Genomic DNA, 23,405 nt, shown 5'->3' on the forward strand with positions numbered 1-23,405 from the left:
CCTACCCGACCGCGGTGCCCTCGAGTTCGACCAGCAAACTGGGAATCGCGAGCCGGGTCACCCCGAGCAGGGTGCTGGTCGGCTTGACGCCCGCCGCGCCCAGCCGCGCTGCCAAATCGCCGTAGTGCGGCAGCAACGCGTCGACATCGGTGGTGTAGACGTTGAGCCGCACGAGATTTGCCAAGGACATATTCGCTTCGGCGAGAACGGCTTCCATGTTGTCGAGGCACAGGGACAACTGCGCGCCCATGTCATCGGGGTGCTGAGGCGAACCGTCATCGCCCGTCGCTGTCTGGCCGGAGAGGTAGAGCGTCCGAGCCTGCCCCGAGACGATCTCCCCCTGGTTGAATCCCATGTCCACCGACCATCGCACCGGGTTGACTGCCGTTCGTTCCATCGCGGCGCGCTCCATTCGATCGTTCGGGTGAGTGTGCACCGTCGAGCCTTGCACGGAATTTGGACATCGTCGGCGTTATAGGCCCATACGGTCTTGCGTACTAACGGCGTTCAGTCGACATCCACCTGATCAGCGAGCCTCGTCCAGTCGAGGCTCCATGACAAAGTCGTCGAGATCAGCCCGCCGCGTCATCTCCCAGTAGTCGACGATGCGCCACGGCAGCGTGGAGACCACGCGTCCGGCGTCGTTGCGGTACCAGTTGTCCATGCCGCCGTGCGACCAGATCATCTTCGCGTGCGCCTCGTCGTGCTTGCGGACATACTCCGTCTCCACGTCGGCCTTGCACTCGATGGCCCCGATCCGCTTGTCCACCATGTCGATCAGCACATCGATGATGTAGCGCACCTGACATTCGGCGATGGTGATGTAACTACCCCCGTGACCCAGCACGGTTCCGGGACCGCAGGTGATGAAGAAGTTCGGAAAGTCCGGGACGGTGATGCCGAGGTACGCGTGCGCATCCTCGGGGCCCCAGATATCTCGAATGGACTCCCCCGATCGTCCGCGCACATCGATCGGCGTCAACAGCTTGTGCGTCTCGAAGCCCGTCGCGAGGATCACGACGTCGACCTCGGTCTCCGAACCGTCCTGCGCAACAACCGAGTTGGTGGTGATGGACGAGACTGCGTCGGCGATGAGGGTGACGTTGTCGCGCTTGAGCGCGGCGTACCAGCCGTTGTCGAGCAACATCCGCTTGCCGAAGGGTGGGTAATCGGGAAGCGACTTCTCGATGAGGTCCGGTCGGCCGTCGAGTTCACGTTCGATGTAGCGGGTGAAGACGCGTCGATGGGCGTCGTTCACCGGGTTGATCGAGCGCTGCGGATGCTCCCACTCGGGATCGACCTGCAGCGAGCTGTGCACCCGATCGTTGAAGTTCCAGGCCAGCCTGGTCCGGTACCACAGCCGATACAGCGGAACGACATCCATCAGGTAGTTGGCATCGTCGCCCATCTCGGTGAAGTACACATCGCTCGACGACACCCACTGCGGCGAGCGCTGAAAGACCGTGGCATGCCCCACCGTCGACGCGATGGCCGGCAGCACCTGCATGGCACTGGCCCCGGTTCCGACGATGGCGACACGCTTACCGGTCAGATCCAGATCGGCCGGCCAGTTCGCCGTGTGGAAGATCGGGCCGTCGAACGACTCGAGCCCGGGAATGTGGGGCACCTTCGGCCGATTGAGCTGGCCGGTAGCGGTGATCACCACGTCGGCGGTCAGCGTGTTGCCGTCGACCGTCGTGACGGTCCAGCCCTGCCTCTCCGCGTCGTACTCGGCGGTCGCCACCTCGGTGTCGAATCGAATGCGTTGCCGCAGATCGTGTTCGGAGGCAACGTCGCTGAGGTACTGCCACACCTCGTCGCGCTTGCCGAAGTGGGTGCTCCAGGCCCGCGGCGCGAAGGAGTAGGAGTACAGGTGACTGGGGGTGTCGACGCCGGCACCGGGGTAGGTGTTCTCGAACCAACCACCGCCCACGTCGGAGTTCTTCTCGAGCACTGTGTGACTGATGCCCGCGTCATGCAGCTTGATGGCCGCGAGCATTCCGGAGACGCCGGCACCGATGACGATGACCGACAGATCGTTCGGAGCCGCCACGGGAGTGTCCGCGACGGTGAAGCCCATGTCCTCGGCGACCATGACGCCGAACTCGGGCGGAACCTGCTCACCGACGGCCACGCTGATCATCTCGACGAGGTGCTCCGAGTCGGGTGAGGGCACCGCCATGGGCGCGCCCTCGTGGAACGCGCAGATCACATCGAGCGCTGCGGAACGGATGCGGTCGGCAACTGCATCATCGAATCCGCCCGTGTCGTTGTTGTCCATCCCCCGACTACGCGTAGGGCGATACGGATCGGCGAGCCACATGGGATCGCCGGTCAACTGATAGAGCACCGCCACCAGCGTGGGCAGGTTGGCTGCGGTGAGAGCCCGCGAGAGTCGGTCCCGATCGACTCCACCCACGGTCTCCGCTGCCGTTGCTGCGTCTGTGGACACCGGTACCTCCTGTTGCGCGCTGCTCAATCCGACTCCGACAGCTCAACTAACCACGGTTAGGCAACCTCGCGCAAGGGATTCGTGGTCTCGAAATTCGCAGCACCTGAACCCTTGACAATGTGGCCCACGCCACACGATGCTTCATGGCACTACCTAACAGCGGACAGGCGAAGGGAAACACCCATGGAACTCACCGAGGCGATGCGCACCACCGGCACCTGCAGGCGGTACCTCAGCGATCCTGTTCCCGACGAGGTGTTCAAGGCCGCGTTCGACGTCGCCCGCTTCGGCCCGCAGGGCGGCAACCGTCAGCCCGTGCGATGGATCGTCGTGCGCGACGCTGCCCGCAAGCAGGCCCTCGCTGACCTCTACCTCCCGATGTGGGACGCCTACTTCGCCGGCATCACCGGCGGAACCGTAGCCGTCGGCGCATTGCCCAAGACCGTGCAGGACGCCGACTACTTCGCCCGCCACCTGGCCGAGGTGCCCGCCATCGTGGTGGTCTGCGCCGCGCTGGACGGACTGCATCCCACCGACCACGAACTCGGCCGACTCTCCGTCGTCGGCGGCGCGTCCATCTACCCGACGGTTCAGAACCTGTGCCTGAGCCTGCGCGATCAGGGCGTCGCGACCGCGGTGACGACGTTGCTGTGCCACGAGGAGCCCGCCATTCGCGAGCTACTCGGCATCCCGGACGACTACATCACCGCCGCACACATCGCCGTCGGCTATCCCGAAAAGTCGTTCCCGCGCAAACTCACTCGCGATCCCGTCGAGCAGATCGTTGCGGCAGAGACTTTCTCGCAGCCGATGTTCGACTCCGCTGCCCTCTCCCCTGCCCTCTGAATTACGCTTCGAACCTTCAGGAGATCGCCGTGCCCGGTACTGCCATCCACCACCGCTCCCCCATCGGCCGCGCCACCATCGGCGATCAGCTGCGTCGCCATGCGCGGACGCAGCCGAACAAGGTGGCGTTCATCAGCTACGCGGCGGACGGCACCCGCGAGGTCACCACCTACGGCGAACTCGATTCTCGCGCAAACCAGTTCGCCAACCTGCTGGTCGATCTCGGGGTGACAGCAGGTGACCGCGTCGCATCGATGGCTCGTAACAGCGTCGACGTGGTGGTGGCGTACTACGGAACCCTCAAAGCGGGTGCGGCCTTCACCGGCATCAACGTGATGTACCGCGCGGCCGAGGTGAAGCACCAACTCGCACACGCGGAACCGACTGTGGTGGTGGCCGACCCGGCCTACGCCGAGATCATCTCCTCGGTGAAGCCGGACACCACCACCCTGGTGACGTTCGGTACCGAGTACGCCGCGCTGACGGCGAACACCCCGTCCACCGAGCCCGGCGTCGACATGGACGAGAACGACGTCGCGATGGTCATCTACACCTCGGGAACCGAAGCGGCTCCCAAGGGCGTGATGATCCCGCACCGCAACTTCCTCATCTCCACCGCGCCCGCGTGGAGCTGGGGCCTGCGCACCGGACCGGAGGACACCTGGCTGTTCGTCATGCCCTTCCACACCATCGCCGGACTCGGCTCGATGACCACCCTGACGCTGATGGGTGCCACTCTGGTGCTGCCCGCAACGGTCGATCCGGCTCAATCGCTGCGCATCATCGCCGCCGAGAAGATCTCCGTCATCGCGCAGACGCCGACGTTCTATCTGGCCTTGGCCCGTGATGAGCAGTTCGGGCCCGAGTCCGTGAGCCAGGTCAGGCGCTGCCTCACCTACGGTGGCCAGGTGTCACCGCACACGATCAGCGCCTGGGCCGCCGCAGCACCCGAGGCCATCTGGGGCACCTACTGGGGACAGTCGGAACTCTCGCAGCTGGGCTCGGTCGGCTGGTTCTCGACCCTCGACGACATTCCCGACGGCGACGCGTCGTGGATCGGGAAGCCCGTCACCCACCTCGAGATCAAGGTCGTCGACCCCGCGGGCAACGAAAGTGAGATCGGTGAATTGCTCTGCCGCACTCCATCGGTGATGCTCGGCTACTTCAAGGACCCCGAGCGCACGGCCGAGGTATTCAGGGACGGCTGGGTACACACCGGCGACATGGTGCGCATCGACGCCGACGGCAACCTGTTCTTCTACGATCGGATGAAGGACATGATCAAGTCGGGAGGGATGAACGTGTCGTCGCAGGAAGTGGAACGCACCATCCACACGCACCCGGACGTGCTGCGCGCCGCCGTCGTCGGAGTTCCCGACCCGTACTGGTCCGAGGCCGTGACCGCCTTCGTCATCGCCCGCGACGGGGTGACCGCCGACCCGGCCGCGATCATCGAGTTCTGCCGCACCGAGTTGGCGTCGTACAAGGCTCCGAAGTCGGTACACATCGTGGCCGAACTACCCGTCGACCCGCAGGGCAAGATCCTCAAGCGTGAACTGCGACTGCTGGCGGCGGTCGAGGAGACCGTATGACGCAGCCGGCTGATGTGAGTCCACTGCCTCGCCAGATCCGCACGCGCCAGCGGCGAGACGACATCGTGGCCAACGCCGCCAATATCTTTGCGCGTGAGGGCTACTCGAACGTGGGGATGCGCGATATCGCCGACGCCGTCGGTATCAAGGGTGCCAGCCTCTACCACCACTTCCCGTCCAAGGAAGACATCCTCTTCGCGATCTGCCTGACGGTCACCCAGGAACCGGCCGAGGAGAACCTGCCGCTGCTCGACGCGGCCGGAACGCCTACCGAACGCCTGTCGTCTCTGGTGCGCGCGCACCTGGTGCATCTGAATCGGCGACGGGTGGAATACATCGTCGGCCTGCACGAGTTGGCCTCACTCACACCCGAGCACCGCACTGTTATCGAGGATTATCGCCGTCAGTACCAACGACGCGTCCGCGATGTCATCACCGCCGGAATGCGCAGTGGTGAATTCACCGTCCCGGATGCGCGTCTGGCGTCGTTCGCCCTGACCGACATGCTCAACGGCATCAGCAACTGGTTCCACGACGGCGGCGAACTCAGCATCGAGGACGTCGCCGACAACTACGTCGAACTAGCCGTTCACCGCGTTCTGGGGGCATCACATGGCAATTGACGGTCACTGCGAGCCCGAATTCGCGGCGGTGCGTGACGCGCTTGCCGCCAACGTCGAGAGCGGAGCGGAACTCGGCGCGTCTGTGGTGGTCGACATCGACGGCCACACTGCCGTCGACCTATGGGGCGGGTATCGCGACACCGAGCGCAGCCTGCCCTGGGAGTCGGACACGATCACCAACGTGTGGTCGACGACCAAGATGGTGACGTGCCTGGCGGCGTTGATGCTGATCGACCGTGGAGTGCTGGATCCCGACGCGCCGGTCGCGACGTACTGGCCCGAGTTCGCAGCCGCAGGCAAGGAGAACATCGCGGTTCGGAACCTGTTGTCGCACACCTCCGGAGTATCGGGATGGGACCGGCCGTTCAGCGAAGAGGACCTCTACGACTGGGAACTCTCGACCTCGCGCTTGGCCGCGCAGGCTCCGTGGTGGGATTCGCGCACCACATCGGGGTATCACGCAGCCAGTCAGGGTCATCTGATCGGCGAAGTCGTCCGCCGCGTCACCGGAAAGTCGTTGCGGCAGTTCGTCGCCGACGAGATTGCGGGTCCTCTCGGTGCCGACTTCCAGATCGGTGCCGCCGAGGCCGACTGGAATCGAATCGCCGATGTGGTTCCGCCGCCCCCGCCGACCGGCGATGCCGTGCCCGATCCGACGATGGTGCGTCGCAGGACGTTTCTCGGACCGTTGGTGCAGGCCTCGTCCGCGAACACCCCGGCGTGGCGTGCCGCGGACATGGGTGCGCTGAACGGGCATGGCAACGCACGCTCGGTTGCACGAATCCTATCGGTCGTCTCCCGCGGCGGAACCGTCGACGGCGTAAGGCTGCTCAGCCCCGGCACGATCGACTCGATCCTCGAGGAGCAGTCCAACGGAGTCGATCTGGCGCTGGGCATTCCGTTGCGCTTCGGCCTGGGTTTTGCTCTGCCGCAACAGGAATCGATGCCCTACATCCCCGACGGCAAAATCTGCTTCTGGGGTGGCTGGGGCGGATCGCTGACCGTTCTGCACCCGGAGTCGAAGCTGACCATCTCGTACGTGATGAACCGAATGGGTCCCGGCATCATCGGTTCGGAGCGAGCGGAGCAGTACGTGCGCGCGGTGTACGACGGCCTCGCCTGACTGCACTCAACGGGTCTAGGGCGTGTCTGCTGAAGGTGAGACGGCATCGCGTCCACCACTGCTCTCCTCAGTCGATGTCGAGGATGATTTTCCCGTAGGCGGTGCGCGCAGCCAACTCCTCGTGCGCTTCCCCGGCGCGATCCAAGGCATAACGCGAGTTGATACGCGGGCGCAGCACCCCCTTGCCGACGAGATCGAGCACAGTACGCATCTCGTCGCGCGTCTGGGTATGCGAAGAGATGTAGGAGATCTGGCGGCGGAAGAACTCGATGATGTCGAACTCGACGACCTCACCCGCGTGCGCACCGATCGACACCAGACGGCCGTACGGGCGCAGCATGAACATCGACTCGGTGAAGGCTGTCCCTCCTACGCCGTCGAAGACCAGCTCGACCCCGCGTCCACCGGTGATCTCGTCGACGGCGGTGCGCACATTGGTTGTCGTGTAATTGATGACGTGATCGGCACCGTCAGCGGTCGCCTGAGCCAACTTGTCGTCTCGGCTGGCCGTACCGATCACGGTCGCGCCGGCTGCCTTGCAGACCTGAAGTGCAGCCGATGCAACGCCACCCCCGATCGAATGGATCAGCACGGTCTCTCCCAGCTTCAGCTCGGCGCGGATCATGAGCGCGTGCCAGGCGGTGCCGAATGCACTGAGTGCGGCTGCCGCCTCACCGAAGTCGACGTTGTCGGGAAGCGTCAGGCAATGGTCGGCCGGTGTCAGGATCTTCTGCGCGTACGTGCCCGGTATGTGCTCTCCGAGCAATTTGCGGTTGACGCAGATGTTCTCCATGCCCCGTTGACACCACTCGCAGTGGCCGCAGGTGCGAATGTAGGAGACGGCTACGCGCTCACCGATCCGAGCAGGGTCCACGCCGTCGCCGACCAGGGAGATAACGCCGGCACCCTCCAGGCCCAAGGTGTGCGGCATCGCGAAGTCGAAACGCGAGACGCCCTCGCGCACATCGATGTCGACGTGGTTGAGCGCGGTCACCTTCAGATCGACCACCACTTCACCGAATCCCGGAATCGGATCCGGAAGCTCCTCGATCTTCAGGACTTCGGGGCCGCCGTACTCGCGGAATACCAGTGCTTTCATGCCATCTCGTCTCTCCTAGTGCGCATCTTCAGAGTACGGGAGGGCCACCGGCGTAAACGAGGCAGCGGTGGTGGTCGGTCTCCGAAGTCGCACTGTCGATCCAGCCGGCGATGTCGAACCAGCGATGGCGCGCGAATCTATCTGGCGGGAACCGTGATTCCTCGCGCGTCGAGGATAGGTCGAACCCCCTCGGCGAAGTGGTACGCCTCCTCGAGATGCGGGTAGCCCGAGAGGATGAACTCGTCGAACCCGGCATCGTGGTACTCCCCGATCAGGTTCGCGACCTCCTCGTGCGAACCGACCAAAGCCGTTCCTGCGCCGCCACGAACCAACCCGACACCGGCCCACAGGTTCGGGTATATCTCAAGCGACTCCTTGCTACCACCGTGCAACGCGGCCATTCGACGCTGCCCTTCGGACTGCGAGGACGAGTGCAGCGCATGCGTCTGAGACACCTGCTCCTCGGGAAGCTCGTCGAGGAGCTTCTGCGCGACGGCCCAGGCCTCGTCGGACGTGTCGCGGCTGATGGTGTGCAGGCGAACGCCGTAGGTGAGCTTGCGGCCCTCGGCGTCCGCGAGCGCCTGCACTTTCTCGATCTTGGCGCGAGCGTCGGCCGGCGGCTCGCCCCACGTCAGGTACGTCTGAACCCGCTTGGCCGCGACGGCCAGAGCCGGCTCGGAGGAGCCGCCGAACCAGAACTCCGGCAGCGGGTCCGGTGCTTCGGACACCCGCGCATCGGCAACCTTGAAGAACTCACCCTCATGATCGACCGAGTTCTCGGTCCAAATACGTTGTACGAGTTCGAGAAACTCGTCGGTGCGAGCGTATCGCCGGTCATGGTCGATCCAGTCCCCGAAACGACGCTGCTCGACGTCGTCGCCGCCGGTGACGATGTTGAACAACACTCGACCCTCCGAGAACCGCTGCAACGTCGCCGCCTGCTGCGCCGCCAACGTGGGCGGCGTGAGGCCGGGACGGAAGGCGACAAGGAACTTCAACCGTCGGGTGCTCTGCAGTAAAGCAGCAGTGGTCAACCACGCGTCCTCGCACCATGTTCCAGTCGGAGTCAGCACCCCCTCGTAGCCGAGGCGGTCCGCGGCCTGAGCCACCTCGGTGAGGTACCGCAACGACGGGCGACGGAACCCGGCCGGTTCGCGGAGGTTGCCGGATGCGTGGGACGCGCCGACGATGGAGCGGCCGTCGCCTGCAGTGGGAAGGAACCAGAAGATGCGTGCGCTCACGAGTGGAACTCCTACGGCGTGGTGGGTGATCAGTTGGTCGAGGCGGTCGCGTCGGCGATAGCGTCGTTGTAGCGCGTGTCGACGAAGTCCGCGAACGTGTTGCCTCCGGGGATACTTCCGCTCTGGACGAACGCATCGAAGAGCGCCCGCTCGGATTCGATCACAGTGTTGTCCAAAGCAATTGCGGGTCGCTGGCTTCGTCCCTGCGCCAATTCACCCGCAGCCGGGTCGATGCCGACGGCCGCGGAGTACGCCGCCGCCCACTCGGCCGGATTGGCGTCCGCCCATGCGGACGCCTTGGCGAGACGAACCACGAAGTCCTGCAACGCCGTGTTCTTCGCGGGATCGTCCAGTGCCTGCTGCGAGGCGATACCGAAGCCGTAACCGTTGGCCACACCCTCGGCGGTAGTCAGCGTCTTCGAGCCGTTCTGCACCTGCGCAATCGCGGTGAACGGATCCCAGATCGCCCAAGCATCGACCTCGCCCGAGGTGAATGCCGTCAGCGCATCGGCAGGCTGAAGGAAGACCAACTGCACGTCGTCTGTGGTCAACCCTGCCTTCTGCAACTGCAGCAGGACATGACCGTGCGCGGAACTTCCCTTGCCCACCGCGATCTTCTTGCCCCGCAGGTCTGCGAACGACGCAAGAGTCGAATCGGCAGGCACGAGGATCTGATCGCCACTCGCATCGTTGGTGTAGGCGGAGACCACCTTGATCCGTGCGTTGGCTGCCACACCGAACAGCGGAGGCGTGTTACCCGTGACCGCGAAGTCGATCTGTCCTGCCGTCGCGGCCTCCACCTGAGGCGGGCCGGAAGTGAAGGTGGAGAACGCGACATCGTAAGGAGCCGAGTCGAGCTCACCCGATGCCCGAAGCAGGGCTTCGGTGCCACCCTTCTGATCGCCGACGTCGAGGGTGACTGTGGCGAGCTGGTCGTTGGAGACGAGTTCGGGGGCTGCGGTGGCCGTAGTATCGCTGCCACGGGAGACGCAACCGGTGAGCCCGGCGACCGTCAAGGTCAGGGCAGCGAGTATCCCGACTGTCCGCAGCGATCGAGAACGAGCGTGTGACGACATGCGTGAAAGATCCTTCTTATCAGTGAAATTGATGGCGTCAGTGGACGCCGAGGGCACCGAGCAAGTGAGTGCGAATGCGAGAGAATCCGGCTGTTCCCCGGTCTCGGGGACGAGGCAAGTCGACGGGGACGGTCTCGGCCACGGCACCCCCGTCGAGCACCACCACTCTGTCCCCCAACGCGATGGCCTCGTCCACGTCATGGGTGACCAGCAAGATGCCGAAGCCGTGCCGTCCCCACAGATCGAGCAGGAGCGACTGCATGGTCAGTCGAGTGAGTGCGTCGAGCGCGCCGAACGGTTCGTCCAAGAGCAGCAGTTCGGGCTCCCCCACCAACGCCCGCGCCAGCGCAGCGCGCTGAGCTTGCCCACCGGACAACGTGAGTGGCCAAGCGTCACGCTTGTCGGCAAGTCCCACCTCATCGAGAGTCGCGTCCGCAGCAGTCAACGCGTCGTTGCCGGTGACTCCCGCTGTGTTCAGACCGTAGGCCACGTTCTGACGAACCGACCGCCACGGGAACAGGCGTGGTTCCTGGAAGGCCACCGCGGGGTGCCCATCGACACGCCGCTCCCCTGTGTGATCCGTCGACAGTCCCGCCAGGACACGCAGAACAGTCGACTTGCCGGAGCCGGATCGTCCGACCAGCGAGACGATCTCACCACGCTCGATGGACAGGTCGACGCCCTTCAACACGTGACTGGATCCGTAGAACTTGTCGATGCCGTGCAGGGTGGCGACGGAGGTCGTCGTCGTAGTCATGAATCAAGCATCCAATCGGTAACGGAGGGATCGTTTTTCGAGGATTCGCACGATTCCGTCGGTGGCGATTCCCATCAGTGCGTAGACGACGAGTCCGAAGATGATGGTGTCCACACGCAGGAAGTCCCGCGCATTGTTGATGATGTAGCCCAACCCGGATTCGGCGTTGATCTGCTCGGCCACGATCAACGACAACCAGGCGATGGCCAACGATTGCCTCAATCCCACCAACAACTGTGGGGCGATGCTGGGCAGGATGATCGTGGTGAACCGCTGACGCCACGAGAAACCGAGTACGACGGCCGTGTCCAGGAAGTCACGATCGATCTGACGGATGGCCGAGAACGTGTTGAGGTACAGCGGAAATGCGACTCCCAGAGCGACGAGGAGGATCTTGGGAGTCTCGCCGATCCCGAACCACAGAATGAACAGCGGGATGAGGCCGAGGTGCGGTAACGCGCGAAGCATCTGCAACGGCGGGTCGACCGTTGCCTCGGCGAGCTTGGACAGTCCGACGAGCGCTCCGAGCGCCACCCCGATCAGCCCGCCGATCAGGAGTCCCTGAACAACACGCGTTCCGGAAATAGCCAGAGCGTCGGCCAATTCACCGTTACGCAGCAATTCCAGACCCGCATCGAAGATCAGTGACGGTGCGGGCAGCACTCGTTCGGAGAGGACTCCGGCAGCACTGGCGATCTGCCACAGGACGAGGAGGACGACGGGCGACAGGGCGCGCAGGACGGTCCATCGGTACCGCTGCCACGCAGAGTCTTTCGGCGAGACGGGTGCGGAGCCGACGTCGGAGGCGTCGCCGTCGCGCGTGTCCACGGGTCCCGCGGGAGCGGCGTACGACGTCATGACCATGGGTACAGGCCTTCCGGTTGAGTGCGAGTGGTGTCGAGTACTCACACTCGGTCACGCCGGGCTCTACGACCAGGGTTCGAATCAGCGTGAATGCAAGTCGGGCAGACTTGCTCTCATGACCGTCGAGCCCATTCACACCGAACGCCTGACGCTGCGTCTGTACGAACCCGACGACGCAGACAGGGTTCTCGCCTACTACAGCGATCCAGAAGTCTGCCGCTATCTGCTCCACGAAGCGTGGACCCACGCCGATGCGGTTGCGGCGGTGGGTAAACGGATGAAGCGGCAAGGATTGCACACCCAGGTGCTGGCGATGGTCGTCGAACACGAGCGAACGGTGGTGGGCAACGTCGAGGCCTGGTTGATCGACGGTTCCCCGGCGCTCGTCGAGCTCGGGTGGACGTTCTCCCCCGCCGTCGCGGGCCGCGGATATGCCACCGAGGCGGTCAACGCGTTGATCGAGCACGTGTTCTCGATACCCCAGATCCACCGCGTCAGCGCACAGCTGGACGGACGCAACGACGCGTCGGCCCGGTTGGCGGCCCGCGTCGGGATGCGTCAGGAAGCGCACTTTCGCCAGAACTGGTGGTGCAAGGGTGAATGGACGGACACCCTCGTGTACGCGATGTTGCGCGAGGATCGCTGACGTCCATCATGCAACGTTCACCTCTGCGTCGGTTCCGCGACATCGGCCGGTGACCGTGGTGCGACAGTCTCCGGGGAACTTCACTCGAACTCATGGGAGTTTCACCGAATGGTCTCGCGTCGCAGAGCTGCTCTACTGGGCACACTTGCATTGATCTCTGTTGTGTCCACGTCGATGGGTGCCGTTGCCACGGCTGCCCCGGTTCGGACCGCATCTCCGCTGTGCCAGGTCGCAGGCCTGCTTCCCTCCGGATCTTCGGCGGGCCTCGGTTACCAATGTGCAGAAGCGGGTGAGCTTCTGAATCTCCCGATCGGTGAGGTGCGCGCGACGCAGCCCTCGCTCGGGTACGACGAGGTGTACTACAAGCTCGGTCGCTACACACTCGGCAAGGACGAAATCAACAAGAAGTTCGACGACTGGTGCGAGGCCAACGGCCAGGAAGAGGCCGCCTCCGCGTTACCCGATGCACGACTGGACAACCCGTCGTCGTTCACCTGCACCGTCCCCGTCGGCCAGGAAACGCCCGACACCATCGCGCCGATGAAGACCGTTGTCATCGGGCCTGGTGGCGTGCCGTACCTGACCGACGGACACCACACGCTGACCTCGTTCTACGAAACGGCCGACGGTGGACCGAATCTGCATCTTCGACTTCGGGTGGTCGCGAACCTCAGTGACCTGAGCACCGCCGACTTCTGGGCGCGAATGAAGGCCGAGAAGTGGGTGTGGAACTACGACGTCGACGGCAACGAGGTTCCGGTGGAACAACTGCCGTCGGGAGTCGGTCTCGCCAAGTTCCAGAACGACAAGTACCGCAGCCTGACGTATTTCGCGCGCGACATCGGGTTCACACCCGGAACCATTCCGTTCCAGGAATTCTATTGGGGTGCATGGGTGCGCGACTCCGGTGCCGTCGACATCAGCGGATGGGACAGCACCAACCTGGCGAGCTACCTGAGCACCGTCGAGTCGGTGTCGCGCGCCCAGGTCGCCGCACCGAAAGACGCGGTGATCGACAGTGGCCGCACCGCAGCGGAACTCGGCGCTCTGGGCGCGTGGAACGACGGGAAGGCAGCCTCCAAGGGCGAATTCGGAAAGCTGTCGGCACCGTACTCGGACGACAAGCCGGGCAAATTGGCCTACGCATTGCAGTACAAGATGGGACTGCCGAAGTAGTTCGTCCTTCGACCCGACCGGTGCCAGGTCAGGTACGACAGTTCTGGAGCCACCGATTCCTTACCCAGAACGAGCTTCTCATGCGATGTGGGCTTATTCAGCACATACCGCACTGGCGGTGACAGTTCGAGGTCACGTGGCCTAGTTGGTTTCGATGCGGTCCAAGTAGGCCTTTCGAGCATTGCTATCGACATCCTGGAGCAGGACGTGCTCGGCGCGCAAGACTTTGATGATCGGAGCGAGCATTCGGCGCGGCAATACGTTCTGAAGCTGACTGACCTTGCCGGCGAGACGAGTCACCCGAACCTGTGGCTTCGGGTGGGCGATGAGATCGGCGATCGCGTCGGCAATCTCCTGTGGTTCCGCGTTGCGCAGCAACTTCGGCTTGCCGGCACCTAGCGTCAACTCCGTATTCACGAATGTCGGCATGACGCAGGAGAATTCGACTCCACTGTTGCGGTATTCCCGGCGCAGGGTCTCGGTGAGTGCCTTCACGGCGTGCTTCGTCCCGCAGTACGCGGCCACACCGGGGAAGTAGCCTTCCCCCGCCAGCGACGCGATATTGATGACGTGACCAGCGCGGCGCGGCAGCATCCGTTGCAGTGCCTGCTTCGAACCCCACATGACGCCGAGGACGTTGATCTCGACCTGACGTCGGGTGATCTTGTCCGACTCCTCGTGGAACCATCCGGTCGGCATGATGCCGGCGTTGTTGACCAGGACGTCGATGGGACCGAGTTCGGACTCGACCATATCCAAGAACTCGGCAAACGATGCGGGGTCCGTGACGTCCAGTCGCGCGTACGCCGTGATGTCGAGTTCGGTGACAGCCTCTTTCATCTGCACTTCGTCGATGTCTCCGATAGCGACGCGGGCACCGTCTGCGACCAGGCGCTTGGCCGTGTCGAAGCCGATGCCACGGGCACCGCCCGTGATTGCGATTACCTTGCCGGAAATGTTGCTGCTCATGCGTGGTCCTTGTCCTTTGTGCGGCCGAGGATTCGGCCGAGGTCTCGTGCAACCAACATGCGCAGTAGTCCACCCACTGCTTTCATCTTGGTCGGGCTGTAGGGGTACCAGAGTGGTTCGGCGTGCAACGTCGGAACTCGCGGTGCTGTTATCGACTGAACCCGGCAGTACTTCCGAACGCCTTGTGCCCCACCCAAACGCGCCCCGACACCGGAGTCCTTCCATCCGCCGTGCGGCAGCCCGAACTCGAACAAGTTGATGAAGGCGTCGTTGATGTTGACTGCGCCGGCCTCGATCTGTCGCGCAACGGCCATGCCGCGTTTGATATCACTGGTCCACACCGTTGCGGACAGGCCGAACGGTGAGTCGTTCGCCAGCCGGATCGCCTCGGCCTCATCGGCCACTTTCATCACCGGGATGGTCGGACCGAACGTCTCGTCCCGCATGCAGGCCATCGAATGGTCCACGTCGACAAGGACAGTGGGCTCGTAGAACGTGCCGGTCGAACCCGGTTTGCCTCCGGTCACAGCGCGCGCCCCCGCTGCGATGGCCGAGGTGACTTGACCGTCGACGATCGTCTGCTGATCCGTAGTCGCCAATGCGCCCACGTCGTGGGCAAAGGACCGGTCGTCGGCACCTTGGCGTAGCGAGCCGACTTTCCGTGCGAGCTTTGCGACGAACTCGTCGTAGATCGGGGCTTCCACGTACACACGTTCGACAGAGATACACACCTGCCCAGAGTTCATCAGTCCGCCCCAAGTGACACCGTTGACCGCTCGATCGACGTCGGCGTCGGCCAGCACGATCGCCGGATCCTTGCCGCCGAGTTCGAGGCTGTACGGCTTGAGTTGCCCGGCGCAGGCCTGGGCGATCTTGCGACCCGTCGGGGTGGAACCGGTGAACTGGACGTAGTCGACCGCGTCGACCACCGCTTCGCCAGTAGCGCCCAGCCCGGTGACAATTCTCAGTATCGGCGGCGCGCCGATGTCAGTCCAGCCGCGCTCGATCAGCTGCGCAGTCAGCGGTGTCACCTCCGACGGCTTGATCAGCACGCCGGCGCCGGCCATCAGTGCGGGGATGCCGTCGATCAGCGGCATGACCAGCGGAAAATTCCACGGGGTGATGATTCCGACGACAGGATAGGGCCGAAAAACCTTGAGCATCTTCTTCTGCATCGTCAGGAGTCCATGTGCCCCGACCGACTCGTCGGCCAGGAATTTCGCGCCATTGGAGTTGTAGTAGTTGATCAAATCGGCCATCATCGGCGCTTCGATTCGAGCTTCCGCCCGCGGTTTTCCGGTCTCGGACTGCAACACATCGGCGATCTCGTCGGCGTGATCGAGCAGCCAGTCGCGGAACTTCGCCAACCACGTGCTGCGCCCCTTGGCTCCGAGTGCCTCCCACGCAGGCTGCGCTGCGCGCACGTCACCGACGATCCGTTCCACTTCGGCTCTGCCGACGTTCGGTACCGTTCCGACCGCTCGGCCGTCTGCCGGATTCACGATCTCGATCTGCGGGTCTGTCGTAGTTGCGGACATTGTCCCTCTACTCCTCGATGGCAACAAGAAGTCCATCGTCATTCTTTTCCGAGTGCGTCGATAGAGAGAAATATCCAAGTAGCCGAGTCACGATTGTGCGCGGTGCACAATTGTGGGGTGACCGATTTCAACCCGACGTCCTGGATCGGCGAGCTCGCGGCGAATCTGGTGAAGATGAGCGACGTTGCCGCCGTCATACAACGTCTCAACGACGAAATAGCTGCGGAACTGCCCCTGTTCGACTCCGACCTCGAACTTCGCCGCGACCTCGACGCCAGCACCGCAGGACAACTGCGGGCCTTCGTCGCGTATTTGCTTGCCGATGCCGATGACGTGCGTCCTGCAGTCGAGGCTGTGCACCTCGCCTGTACGATCGCGCGCCGAGGAATGGAGCTGTCAGTTCTGCTCCGGATCTACCGGCATGGGCAACAGGCTGCACTTCGGTATGCGAACGAGATGATCGAGACCCAGGATTGGCCCGAGGAAGGCCGGGTCGAGATTTTGACCGAGGTCTGGTCGCGCGCGACCGACTGGTTCAGCTTGTGCGTCGAGCAACTGATCACCGCTTACGCGGAAGAGCGTGAGCGATGGCTGCGCAGTGCGCTCACGCGGCGAAGGCAACAGGTCGAGGCGGTCCTGCGCGGAGACGCCGTCGACGTGACCGCGGCGGAAACCTCACTCGGCCATCCACTTCGACGCCGCAACACCGCACTCGTCATCATTGCCGACAGCGAAACCGACGGCACGACAGGGCTCGAAGAATCAGCTGTCCGGCTGGCCGCAGTATTGGGCGCGCCCCGACCGCTGCTGGTCCCTGTCGGGTCGCGCACCCTCTGGGCTTGGCTCGCGACCGACCACACACCCGATCTGACTCTGTTGAACGCGACCACACGTCCCAAGGACATACGGATCGGTATCGGCATCACCGCCAACGGAGTAGAAGGCTTCCGGTCCAGCCACCGGGAAGCTGTTGCGGCACTCCAGGCCGATGCACGCCAGCTCGTGTTGTACTCGGATGTAGAACTGGTCAGCCTGCTCTCCGCAGATCGAACGGCACTGTCGACCTTCATCGACCGCACTCTCGGACGGCTGGCAGACGATGTCCACGCCCCGCTTCGGGACACCGTGATCGCCTACCTTGCGGAGGGTGTCGGCGGTGCCTCGACAACACTCGGCCTGCATCGCAACACCGTTCGCTATCGACTAAGGCAAGCCGAGGACCTTCTGGGACACAGTCTGGAAACCGGAAGACTGGAACTGCACCTTGCCCTGGTCTGCGCAACCGCCGACACACAGAGCTTGAGCTGACCGACAGAACCGCATCACTGCCGCTTCGGAACGCCCTTTCGGGTGGAAGTCCGATCCGCTTCAGCCTCCGCCGATGGGAAGTCCGGTGAGCGCGAGGAAGTCGTGGACCCAACGTCGTCGACGCCATCGACGACGAACGCCGCCGCATCGAGCGCGTTCGTGCAGCGTAAAGGAAATCTATGCCCATCAGGCATGGATAACTGGCATATGAAGTCTTAGACAACAGGTACGTGCTGGACCAGAGTGATAGCGAACACATTCGCCAAACGATGGGATCTACTTCATGTCCAGAGCACCGTTGTCCGGAATCACAGTGATCGAGCTGGGTCACTACATTGCCGGACCGCTCTCTACCCAGATCCTCGCCGACCACGGGGCACGAGTCATCAAGGTGGAACCCATGGGTGGGGAAGCCGCGAGATCGGTGTTTCCCATCCACGAGCGGGAGAGCGCGTATTACGCCGCTGTCAACCGGGGCAAGGAGTCGGTGACCCTGGACCTGAAGCTAGAGGAGGACATGCGCCTGTTCGAAGCGATGTTGGCATCAGCTGACGCGTTCGTGACGAACTACCGCATCGCGACGCTCGAGAAGCTGCAGCTCACTCAGAAGCGACTCTTCGAAATCAATCCACAGCTGGTGTTCGTGCCCATCAGCGGTTACGGATTGGACGGTCCTTTGGCAGACAGGCCGGCGTTCGATGGCGCGATCCAGGCAGCGAGCGGCCTCATGCACGTGACCGGTGAACGCGGCGGTCAGCCCTTGCGTAGCGGCCTGTTCGTCCCTGACCACGTTGCTGGCATGCACGCGGCGTTCGCAGTACTGATGGGAGTTCAGGCTCGACTGTCCTCGGAAGTCGGGGGTGTGTACGACATTTCGATGTTGGACGTCACCGCGAGCATGCACCTGTTCAACTTCTCGCTTGTCGAGCAGTTCGGCGAGTCGCCGACGCGCATGGCGAACGCAAGTCTGAACACGTTCAGTGATGTGTTCGAGGGTTCGGACGGCTTCGTCTACATCGCAGCTGTGACTGATGCGATGTGGTCGAACCTCTGCGAGGTGATGGACCGCGCTGAACTCGCCGAACCCGGCACCGGATACCCCTCGGTTCACGACCGTCGAAACAACTACGACTACCTGGTGGGTGCGGTCCAATCGTGGGCTGCCACGAAGTCGATCGATGAGATGCAGGCCCTTCTGCTCGAGAACAACATCCCGTTCGCCCCCATCGCGACCGTAGATGAAGTACTGGAGAACGAGCAGCTTCGTCATCGCGGCAAGTTCATCGACGTCAAGTACAACGACGAGAGTTTCACGACGTTCGGACCGATCATTCCCACGCCCGCGGTGCCCAGCCATCACGTGGGCAGCGCCGGTGAGTGCAACGAGAGCATCCGCGAAGAGTTCGGTTCGCGAACTGTGCCCGCTGACGTCTTCTCCTGACCGAGAGCCACATCCCCATCGGCGACCGAGAAGGTATGCCGCGAATTCCATGACCACGCAGTGAGTGGACACCCCGTCTACTTGAAACCGATAAGCAGGCACTGAAAATGACTCACATACATCGCCGATACTTCGCGCCTCTCGCCCTCGGCGCCGCGGTGCTCCTCGCTGTCAGCGGGTGCAGCGGTCAGGTGGGTGGAGCAAACGCAGCACGCTCCGACGGGCTCCTCACGATCGCCACATACCCCGTGGGTTCGGGAACCTACAACGAGCTTGCCGCGGTATCTGACGCGATGACTTCGGAGACCGATCGGTCCATCCGTCTCATTCCCGCGGACACTGGACCAGGTCGAGTCACCATGGTGATGGAAGGGCTGACGGACCTCGGTCGTCTGGGTGAGGAGTACTGGGACGCCTTCGAAGGTGCGAATGATTTCGCCACCGAGTCATGGGGGCCCACGGAGCTGAACGTGGTGTGGCACATTCCTGCATCGCTCGGAATCGCCGTCCCGGAGGACAGCGATATCAGGGTGCCAGCGGACCTCGAGGGTGTGCGCGTTCCCTACGTCGTCGCGAACCCTTCGGTGAACAACAAGATGGACGCAGCGTTGGCGTTGGGAGGCTTGACTCGGGACGACGTCGAAGAGGTGACCATCGGCGGCTACTCCGAAGTTCCTGAAGCTCTGCGGGCCGGACGGGTCGATGTCATCCCCTTCAACTCGACGGCGTCAGCGATGCGAGAGCTGGACGCCCAGTTCGGGTTCAGATGGCTGGATCTGGAAGCCGCCGATGCACCAGCAACTGAGGCGACCGGCGAGATCGCGCCGACAGTGACCATCGAAGAAGTCATGAATGCGGCCGGGATGACAGACGGAGCGAGTGCCGATGCGCTGACGTACGGGATCCCGATCGTCGCACGGCCCGACCAGGACGCAGACTTCGTCCATCAGTACATCGTCGAGTTGGTCGGAACGTTCGACACCTACGCCGACAGTCTGACAGGAATGGGCAGTCACAAGATCGAAAACGTCGCTCACGAACCCTCGGTAGTTCCGTTCCACCCTGGACTGGTCCGGTTCCTCGAAGAGAACGATCTGTGGACCGCGGAAGCAGAGCAGAAGAACGAGGAGCTGAACTCGCGTGCAGACTCCCTCAGAGCAGAGTGGAAGAAGTACATCGATCAGACGCCGCAGGACGACGTCAACGATGTGACCTGGACGCGTTGGAAAGAAGCACGCGTGGACGACTAGGAGTCCTCGGAGCCAGTCGGGGCCGCTACCAGCGAGCTCGCAGAAGCACAGTGCCGCCCACACGCCCTATCGCCCTCCGCACGAGGGAGTGGAGCACACCCCAGACGCGCGAAAACACCTGCCGTGCAATCTATTGAACTGAATGGAAAATGATGAGGGAAAACCTTTCGCCGACATCGAAGTCGGTCATTGTCGGTCTGACGATCATGGGAACCACGGTCGCTCTCAACCGCGCCTTCGATCTGAATCTCGGGGGCATCGTTCTCTTGAAGAACTCGTTCCTGTTCTTCATCCTCGCGGCGTTCCTACCGATCGTGTTCATCGCCTTCGCCGCATCGAAATCCGCAGCATCACGTCGGCTTCCCGTCTACGACGCGGTGCTCGCCTCGACGGCCTTCACCGTCTGCTTCGCGCTCGGCCTGAACGGGGAGAACATCATCACCCAGGGCTGGGACTTCAACGCACCCACGTGGGGAACCATCGCCGCCATCGCGCTGTGGGGTCTCGTGCTCGAGGCGCTGCGGCGAACCGCCGGAATGGTCGTGACCGTGATCGCTCTCGCGTTCTCTCTCTATCCGATGGTGGCCTCTGCCATGCCCTGGCAAGTGTTGCGTGGCCCCTCGTTCAGTCTCGAACGCACGGCACAGATTCACGCCATGGGCAGTGACTCGATTCTCGGACTCCCGCTCCAGGTCACCGGCACGATCTTGATCGGCTTCTTGATCTTCGGCGTGATACTGCAGCATTCCGGGGGTTCGCAATTCTTCTACGATCTGGCGCAGGCCGCGTTCGGGCGGTATCGCGGTGGATCAGCCAAGGTCTCTATCTTCTCCTCAGGCTTGATGGGCATGGTCAGTGGTTCCGCTGTATCGAACGTCCTCACCACCGGACCGATGACGATCCCGGCCATGAAACGCTCCGGCTTCACCTCGCGATACGCCGCAGCTGTGGAGGCGAGTGCGTCGACCGGTGGAACCATCACCCCTCCTCTCATGGGCTCGGCAGCTTTCCTGATGGTGTCGTTCATCGGAGTTCCATACTCCGACATTGCCCTGGCAGCGGCGATACCTGCGTTCTTGTTCTTCCTCGGCATCTTCGTGCAGATCGACGCCTACTCGGCCAAGCAGGGTTTCGTCGGTGGATCGAGGTCAGGGGCCTCGGTGCTCGGGCGGACCTTGGTGGGCGGTTGGCCGTACGTGACAGCTCTCGTCGGCCTGGTGGCGCTGCTGGTTCTCACTCAAGATGAGACGCAATCACCCTTCTGGGTGGTGGCCTTCCTGCTCGTCTTCGTGGTGGGGCGCCACCTCACCGCTCGCCGTTCTGGCGGCGATCTCCTGAAGATCCTCTTCGAATTCATGCTCGACGCGGGGAAGACGATCGCTCAGATCGTCGGCATCATCGCGGGCGTCGGACTCATCGTCGGAGGACTCTCGATGACAGGTGTGTCGTTGTCGCTCGCTCGAGAACTGGTGTCCTCGGTGGGAGGAAGCGTCATTCTGATCCTCCTCGCGGGCGCGATCACGTCATTCGTGCTGGGAATGGGAATGACCGTTTCTGCGGTGTATGTCCTTCTCGCGATCGTGATGGCTCCGGCCTTGGTCAAACTGGGGGTGGACCCGATCGCCGCTCACCTGTTCGTCATCTATTGGGCGACAGTGTCCTACATCACCCCGCCCGTAGCAGTGGCTGCGTTCGCGGCCTCCGGCATCGCCAAGAGTCCTGCAATGTCGACGGCATTCATCGCGATGCGTCTGGGGGCGGTGAAGTACCTGGTTCCGTTCGCGTTCGTCTACAACCCTGCGCTCGTGGCGCAAGCCGGCCTCGGCGAGATCGCGTACACGGTCCTCTTCGCCGCCGCAGGAGTCTTTTTCCTGGGTTGCGCGTTCGAAGGATGGGCGATCGGAGGCGGGTGCCGCCTCACGCCCATCCCCCGTGCGCTGGTGGGGCTCGCCGGACTGGCCGCGTTCATTCCGGAACCGATCTCCAGTGTCTCCGGGATCATGTTCGGCGCTGCGATCATCGCTTTCTTGCGCACGCGCTCTCAGAAGCACAAAGACGATCACGTTCCCACAAAGAGTCGTGCCGATCGGATGACACCGGCGCAGACCCTCTGATTCGAGTCACTACCCGAACGACACCACCGCTTCTCCCTGGAGCGACCGCCGACGCTGGGTGACGGACAGCCACAGCCGTGAAGGCTCTGACGTCACTCGATCACTACACATGTGGAGGATTCATGGAAGACACGAACTTCGAAGGCCTCGCGGAGATCGCTCGCGACTTCTCGGCATTCAAGGTCCTGTATCAGGAGAACCTCCCGGACCGGGTGCACCTCATGATGGATCGGCCTGAGGTAAGGAATGCCATGGACGAGACATGGGTCAGCGAGTTCCACGCAGTGTGTGACTGGCTCGAGCAGAACCCGCGCACCCTGATCATCTCGGGAACGACGTACGAGGACCCCAAGAGCGGTTCGCAGAAAGGCGTGTTCGCCGCCGGCGCCGACCTCCGGCAGATGCGAGAGCGTCGACGAGACCACGCGCTCCGGGGGATCAATTCTCGGCTGTTCCATCGCATCCACGAGTTGCCGATGCCCGTGATCGCCGCGATGGACGGGTTCGCGCTGGGAGGGGGTGCTGAACTGGCGTGGGCCTGTGACTTCCGCATAGCTACGCACAGCCTCGAGATCGGGCAAACCGAGGTCGGTCTCGGTATCTCCGCTGCCGCCGGCGCCATGTGGCGTCTGAAGGAACTCGTTGGGGAGCCCATCGCACTCGACATGCTCTTCACCGGGCGCATCTTGAACGCCGACGAGGCGTTGGACCTGCGCCTCGTCACAGAGCTCCACGACCCGGAGAATCTCCTGGTGGGAGCGCACGCTCTTGCTGACCGAATCGCGTCGCAGGATCCTCTGGCCGTACGCATCACCAAGCGCGTGTACCACATGCCGAAGTCGGCTCATCCTCACGTCGACGACCTGGCGCAAGCAATTCTGTTCGAATCGGAAGCGAAGTTCGAACGCATGCAAGCGTTCCTCGACCGCAAGAGCCGTCGGACAGCCCAGGAGGACTAGGTTGTGCACCCGGACACGAGTGTGTTCGGGTCACGCCTCGCATGTAGCCAGACCACTACGCTCGGGATGACCGTGGCACGAGCGTGCCGGATCCTCAGGCTCACCGCACTCACGTGATGGACTTGATCCGCAGCCCGTGCTGATGTGCTCCCGTCCCGATCACTGCGGTCGTGGTTGAGGTCGAACTGTTCATCAGGGTGGAGGTGTCAATGGACATCGGGAAGTGACCACAGGCGGTCACGAGAACTGCCCATGGGTGGCCAACAAGAACTGACCGGTGGCGGACACGAATCTGCCCATGTCGGGTTTGTCCGCCACCGGTCGAGCATCA

The 23,405-nt window shown here is 63.2% G+C and carries 20 protein-coding genes and 1 pseudogene; 11 read left to right on the plus strand and 10 right to left on the minus strand.

Going from position 1 to position 23,405, the window contains the following annotated elements; all coding sequences use genetic code 11:
* Position 1 precedes the first annotated feature (1 nt).
* Complete coding sequence (locus MTX34_RS17145) at positions 2-397, minus strand: RidA family protein (RefSeq protein WP_037191120.1); 396 nt, start codon at positions 395-397, stop codon at positions 2-4.
* 129 nt (positions 398-526) lie between these two features.
* Positions 527-2,452 (minus strand): NAD(P)/FAD-dependent oxidoreductase, encoded by a 1,926-nt coding sequence (locus MTX34_RS17150; RefSeq protein ID WP_243610192.1) that lies wholly within the window; start codon positions 2,450-2,452, stop codon positions 527-529.
* A gap of 183 nt (positions 2,453-2,635) precedes the next feature.
* Between MTX34_RS17150 and MTX34_RS17155 the strand changes: the two genes are divergently transcribed.
* Genes MTX34_RS17155 through MTX34_RS17170 form a run of 4 tightly spaced genes read left to right on the plus strand, consistent with a single transcriptional unit; the run spans position 2,636 to position 6,636 of the window.
* Entirely contained in the window at positions 2,636-3,298 is a 663-nt protein-coding gene (locus tag MTX34_RS17155; protein ID WP_032383742.1) for a nitroreductase family protein, read from the plus strand.
* Between the two features lie 29 nt (positions 3,299-3,327).
* Positions 3,328-4,890 carry a class I adenylate-forming enzyme family protein gene (locus tag MTX34_RS17160; RefSeq protein ID WP_243610193.1) on the plus strand — a complete coding sequence of 521 codons (1,563 nt, stop codon included), beginning with the start codon at positions 3,328-3,330 and terminating at the stop codon, positions 4,888-4,890.
* Positions 4,887-5,513 carry a TetR/AcrR family transcriptional regulator gene (locus MTX34_RS17165; RefSeq protein WP_243610194.1) on the plus strand — a complete coding sequence of 209 codons (627 nt, stop codon included), beginning with the start codon at positions 4,887-4,889 and terminating at the stop codon, positions 5,511-5,513. Before MTX34_RS17160 ends, MTX34_RS17165 begins: the two co-directional genes overlap by 4 nt.
* Positions 5,503-6,636: a serine hydrolase gene (locus tag MTX34_RS17170; protein WP_243610195.1), complete on the plus strand. Its 1,134-nt coding sequence runs from the start codon at positions 5,503-5,505 to the stop codon at positions 6,634-6,636. Before MTX34_RS17165 ends, MTX34_RS17170 begins: the two co-directional genes overlap by 11 nt.
* Positions 6,637-6,703: 67 nt before the next feature.
* Here MTX34_RS17170 and MTX34_RS17175 read toward each other — a convergent pair whose 3' ends face one another.
* From MTX34_RS17175 to MTX34_RS17195, 5 genes are all read right to left on the minus strand, one after another.
* Entirely contained in the window at positions 6,704-7,735 is a 1,032-nt protein-coding gene (locus MTX34_RS17175; RefSeq protein WP_243610196.1) for a zinc-binding dehydrogenase, read from the minus strand.
* A gap of 137 nt (positions 7,736-7,872) precedes the next feature.
* Positions 7,873-8,976, minus strand: coding sequence for an LLM class flavin-dependent oxidoreductase (locus tag MTX34_RS17180; RefSeq protein ID WP_243610197.1), 1,104 nt, complete (start codon positions 8,974-8,976; stop codon positions 7,873-7,875).
* A 29-nt stretch (positions 8,977-9,005) separates the two neighbouring features.
* Positions 9,006-10,052: an ABC transporter substrate-binding protein gene (locus MTX34_RS17185; RefSeq protein WP_243610198.1), complete on the minus strand. Its 1,047-nt coding sequence runs from the start codon at positions 10,050-10,052 to the stop codon at positions 9,006-9,008.
* 37 nt (positions 10,053-10,089) lie between these two features.
* Positions 10,090-10,809 (minus strand): ABC transporter ATP-binding protein, encoded by a 720-nt coding sequence (locus MTX34_RS17190; RefSeq protein ID WP_243610199.1) that lies wholly within the window; start codon positions 10,807-10,809, stop codon positions 10,090-10,092.
* 3 nt (positions 10,810-10,812) lie between these two features.
* Positions 10,813-11,667, minus strand: coding sequence for an ABC transporter permease (locus MTX34_RS17195; protein ID WP_243610200.1), 855 nt, complete (start codon positions 11,665-11,667; stop codon positions 10,813-10,815).
* A 121-nt stretch (positions 11,668-11,788) separates the two neighbouring features.
* Between MTX34_RS17195 and MTX34_RS17200 the strand changes: the two genes are divergently transcribed.
* Positions 11,789-12,319: a GNAT family N-acetyltransferase gene (locus MTX34_RS17200; RefSeq protein ID WP_243610201.1), complete on the plus strand. Its 531-nt coding sequence runs from the start codon at positions 11,789-11,791 to the stop codon at positions 12,317-12,319.
* A 150-nt stretch (positions 12,320-12,469) separates the two neighbouring features.
* On the plus strand, positions 12,470-13,495 hold the full coding sequence (locus tag MTX34_RS17205; protein ID WP_243610202.1) for a ParB/Srx family N-terminal domain-containing protein: 1,026 nt from the start codon (positions 12,470-12,472) through the stop codon (positions 13,493-13,495).
* Between the two features lie 141 nt (positions 13,496-13,636).
* Here MTX34_RS17205 and MTX34_RS17210 read toward each other — a convergent pair whose 3' ends face one another.
* Positions 13,637-14,464: an SDR family oxidoreductase gene (locus tag MTX34_RS17210; protein ID WP_243610203.1), complete on the minus strand. Its 828-nt coding sequence runs from the start codon at positions 14,462-14,464 to the stop codon at positions 13,637-13,639.
* Complete coding sequence (locus MTX34_RS17215; protein WP_243610204.1) at positions 14,461-16,002, minus strand: aldehyde dehydrogenase family protein; 1,542 nt, start codon at positions 16,000-16,002, stop codon at positions 14,461-14,463. Before MTX34_RS17215 ends, MTX34_RS17210 begins: the two co-directional genes overlap by 4 nt.
* Positions 16,003-16,458: 456 nt before the next feature.
* On the opposite strand from MTX34_RS17215, the gene MTX34_RS17220 reads away from it, so the two are divergent.
* Entirely contained in the window at positions 16,459-17,310 is an 852-nt protein-coding gene (locus tag MTX34_RS17220; RefSeq protein WP_243610211.1) for a CdaR family transcriptional regulator, read from the plus strand.
* On the opposite strand, the pseudogene MTX34_RS25775 reads toward MTX34_RS17220, so the two are convergent.
* Positions 17,308-17,403 (minus strand): annotated as a pseudogene (locus MTX34_RS25775) (Glu/Leu/Phe/Val dehydrogenase dimerization domain-containing protein); the annotation flags it as partial. The gene MTX34_RS17220 and the pseudogene MTX34_RS25775 sit on opposite strands and share 3 nt — an antisense overlap.
* 190 nt (positions 17,404-17,593) lie before the next feature.
* Between MTX34_RS25775 and MTX34_RS17225 the strand changes: the two are divergent.
* The 4 genes from MTX34_RS17225 (at position 17,594) to MTX34_RS17240 (ending at position 23,074) form a co-directional block, all read left to right on the plus strand.
* Positions 17,594-18,751 (plus strand): CaiB/BaiF CoA-transferase family protein, encoded by a 1,158-nt coding sequence (locus MTX34_RS17225; protein ID WP_243610205.1) that lies wholly within the window; start codon positions 17,594-17,596, stop codon positions 18,749-18,751.
* A 107-nt stretch (positions 18,752-18,858) separates the two neighbouring features.
* Positions 18,859-20,001 (plus strand): TAXI family TRAP transporter solute-binding subunit, encoded by a 1,143-nt coding sequence (locus MTX34_RS17230; protein WP_243610206.1) that lies wholly within the window; start codon positions 18,859-18,861, stop codon positions 19,999-20,001.
* Positions 20,002-20,207: 206 nt separating this feature from the next.
* A complete protein-coding gene (locus MTX34_RS17235) occupies positions 20,208-22,115 on the plus strand; it encodes a TRAP transporter fused permease subunit (RefSeq protein ID WP_243610207.1) in 1,908 nt (635 codons plus the stop codon).
* A 122-nt stretch (positions 22,116-22,237) separates the two neighbouring features.
* Positions 22,238-23,074 (plus strand): enoyl-CoA hydratase/isomerase family protein, encoded by an 837-nt coding sequence (locus tag MTX34_RS17240; RefSeq protein WP_374639885.1) that lies wholly within the window; start codon positions 22,238-22,240, stop codon positions 23,072-23,074.
* The last annotated feature ends 331 nt before the right edge of the window (positions 23,075-23,405 follow it).

Source organism: Rhodococcus sp. ARC_M5 (assembly GCF_022810405.1).
GTDB classification, from domain to species: Bacteria; Actinomycetota; Actinomycetes; order Mycobacteriales; family Mycobacteriaceae; genus Rhodococcoides; species Rhodococcoides navarretei.

What these genes read in the sequence shown, in the direction of transcription:
- MTX34_RS17235 (WP_243610207.1), top strand. Translation starts at nt 20,208, where the DNA reads ATGGGAACCACGGTCGCTCTCAACCGCGCCTTCGATCTGAATCTCGGG.
- MTX34_RS17175 (WP_243610196.1), bottom strand. Translation starts at nt 7,735, where the DNA reads ATGAAAGCACTGGTATTCCGCGAGTACGGCGGCCCCGAAGTCCTGAAG.
- MTX34_RS17215 (WP_243610204.1), bottom strand. Translation starts at nt 16,002, where the DNA reads ATGTCCGCAACTACGACAGACCCGCAGATCGAGATCGTGAATCCGGCA.
- MTX34_RS17200 (WP_243610201.1), top strand. Translation starts at nt 11,789, where the DNA reads ATGACCGTCGAGCCCATTCACACCGAACGCCTGACGCTGCGTCTGTAC.
- MTX34_RS17230 (WP_243610206.1), top strand. Translation starts at nt 18,859, where the DNA reads ATGACTCACATACATCGCCGATACTTCGCGCCTCTCGCCCTCGGCGCC.
- MTX34_RS17220 (WP_243610211.1), top strand. Translation starts at nt 16,459, where the DNA reads ATGATCGAGACCCAGGATTGGCCCGAGGAAGGCCGGGTCGAGATTTTG.
- MTX34_RS17225 (WP_243610205.1), top strand. Translation starts at nt 17,594, where the DNA reads ATGTCCAGAGCACCGTTGTCCGGAATCACAGTGATCGAGCTGGGTCAC.
- MTX34_RS17170 (WP_243610195.1), top strand. Translation starts at nt 5,503, where the DNA reads ATGGCAATTGACGGTCACTGCGAGCCCGAATTCGCGGCGGTGCGTGAC.
- MTX34_RS17240 (WP_374639885.1), top strand. Translation starts at nt 22,238, where the DNA reads ATGGAAGACACGAACTTCGAAGGCCTCGCGGAGATCGCTCGCGACTTC.
- MTX34_RS17165 (WP_243610194.1), top strand. Translation starts at nt 4,887, where the DNA reads ATGACGCAGCCGGCTGATGTGAGTCCACTGCCTCGCCAGATCCGCACG.
- MTX34_RS17155 (WP_032383742.1), top strand. Translation starts at nt 2,636, where the DNA reads ATGGAACTCACCGAGGCGATGCGCACCACCGGCACCTGCAGGCGGTAC.
- MTX34_RS17185 (WP_243610198.1), bottom strand. Translation starts at nt 10,052, where the DNA reads ATGTCGTCACACGCTCGTTCTCGATCGCTGCGGACAGTCGGGATACTC.
- MTX34_RS17145 (WP_037191120.1), bottom strand. Translation starts at nt 397, where the DNA reads ATGGAACGAACGGCAGTCAACCCGGTGCGATGGTCGGTGGACATGGGA.
- MTX34_RS17195 (WP_243610200.1), bottom strand. Translation starts at nt 11,667, where the DNA reads ATGACGTCGTACGCCGCTCCCGCGGGACCCGTGGACACGCGCGACGGC.
- MTX34_RS17190 (WP_243610199.1), bottom strand. Translation starts at nt 10,809, where the DNA reads ATGACTACGACGACGACCTCCGTCGCCACCCTGCACGGCATCGACAAG.
- MTX34_RS17210 (WP_243610203.1), bottom strand. Translation starts at nt 14,464, where the DNA reads ATGAGCAGCAACATTTCCGGCAAGGTAATCGCAATCACGGGCGGTGCC.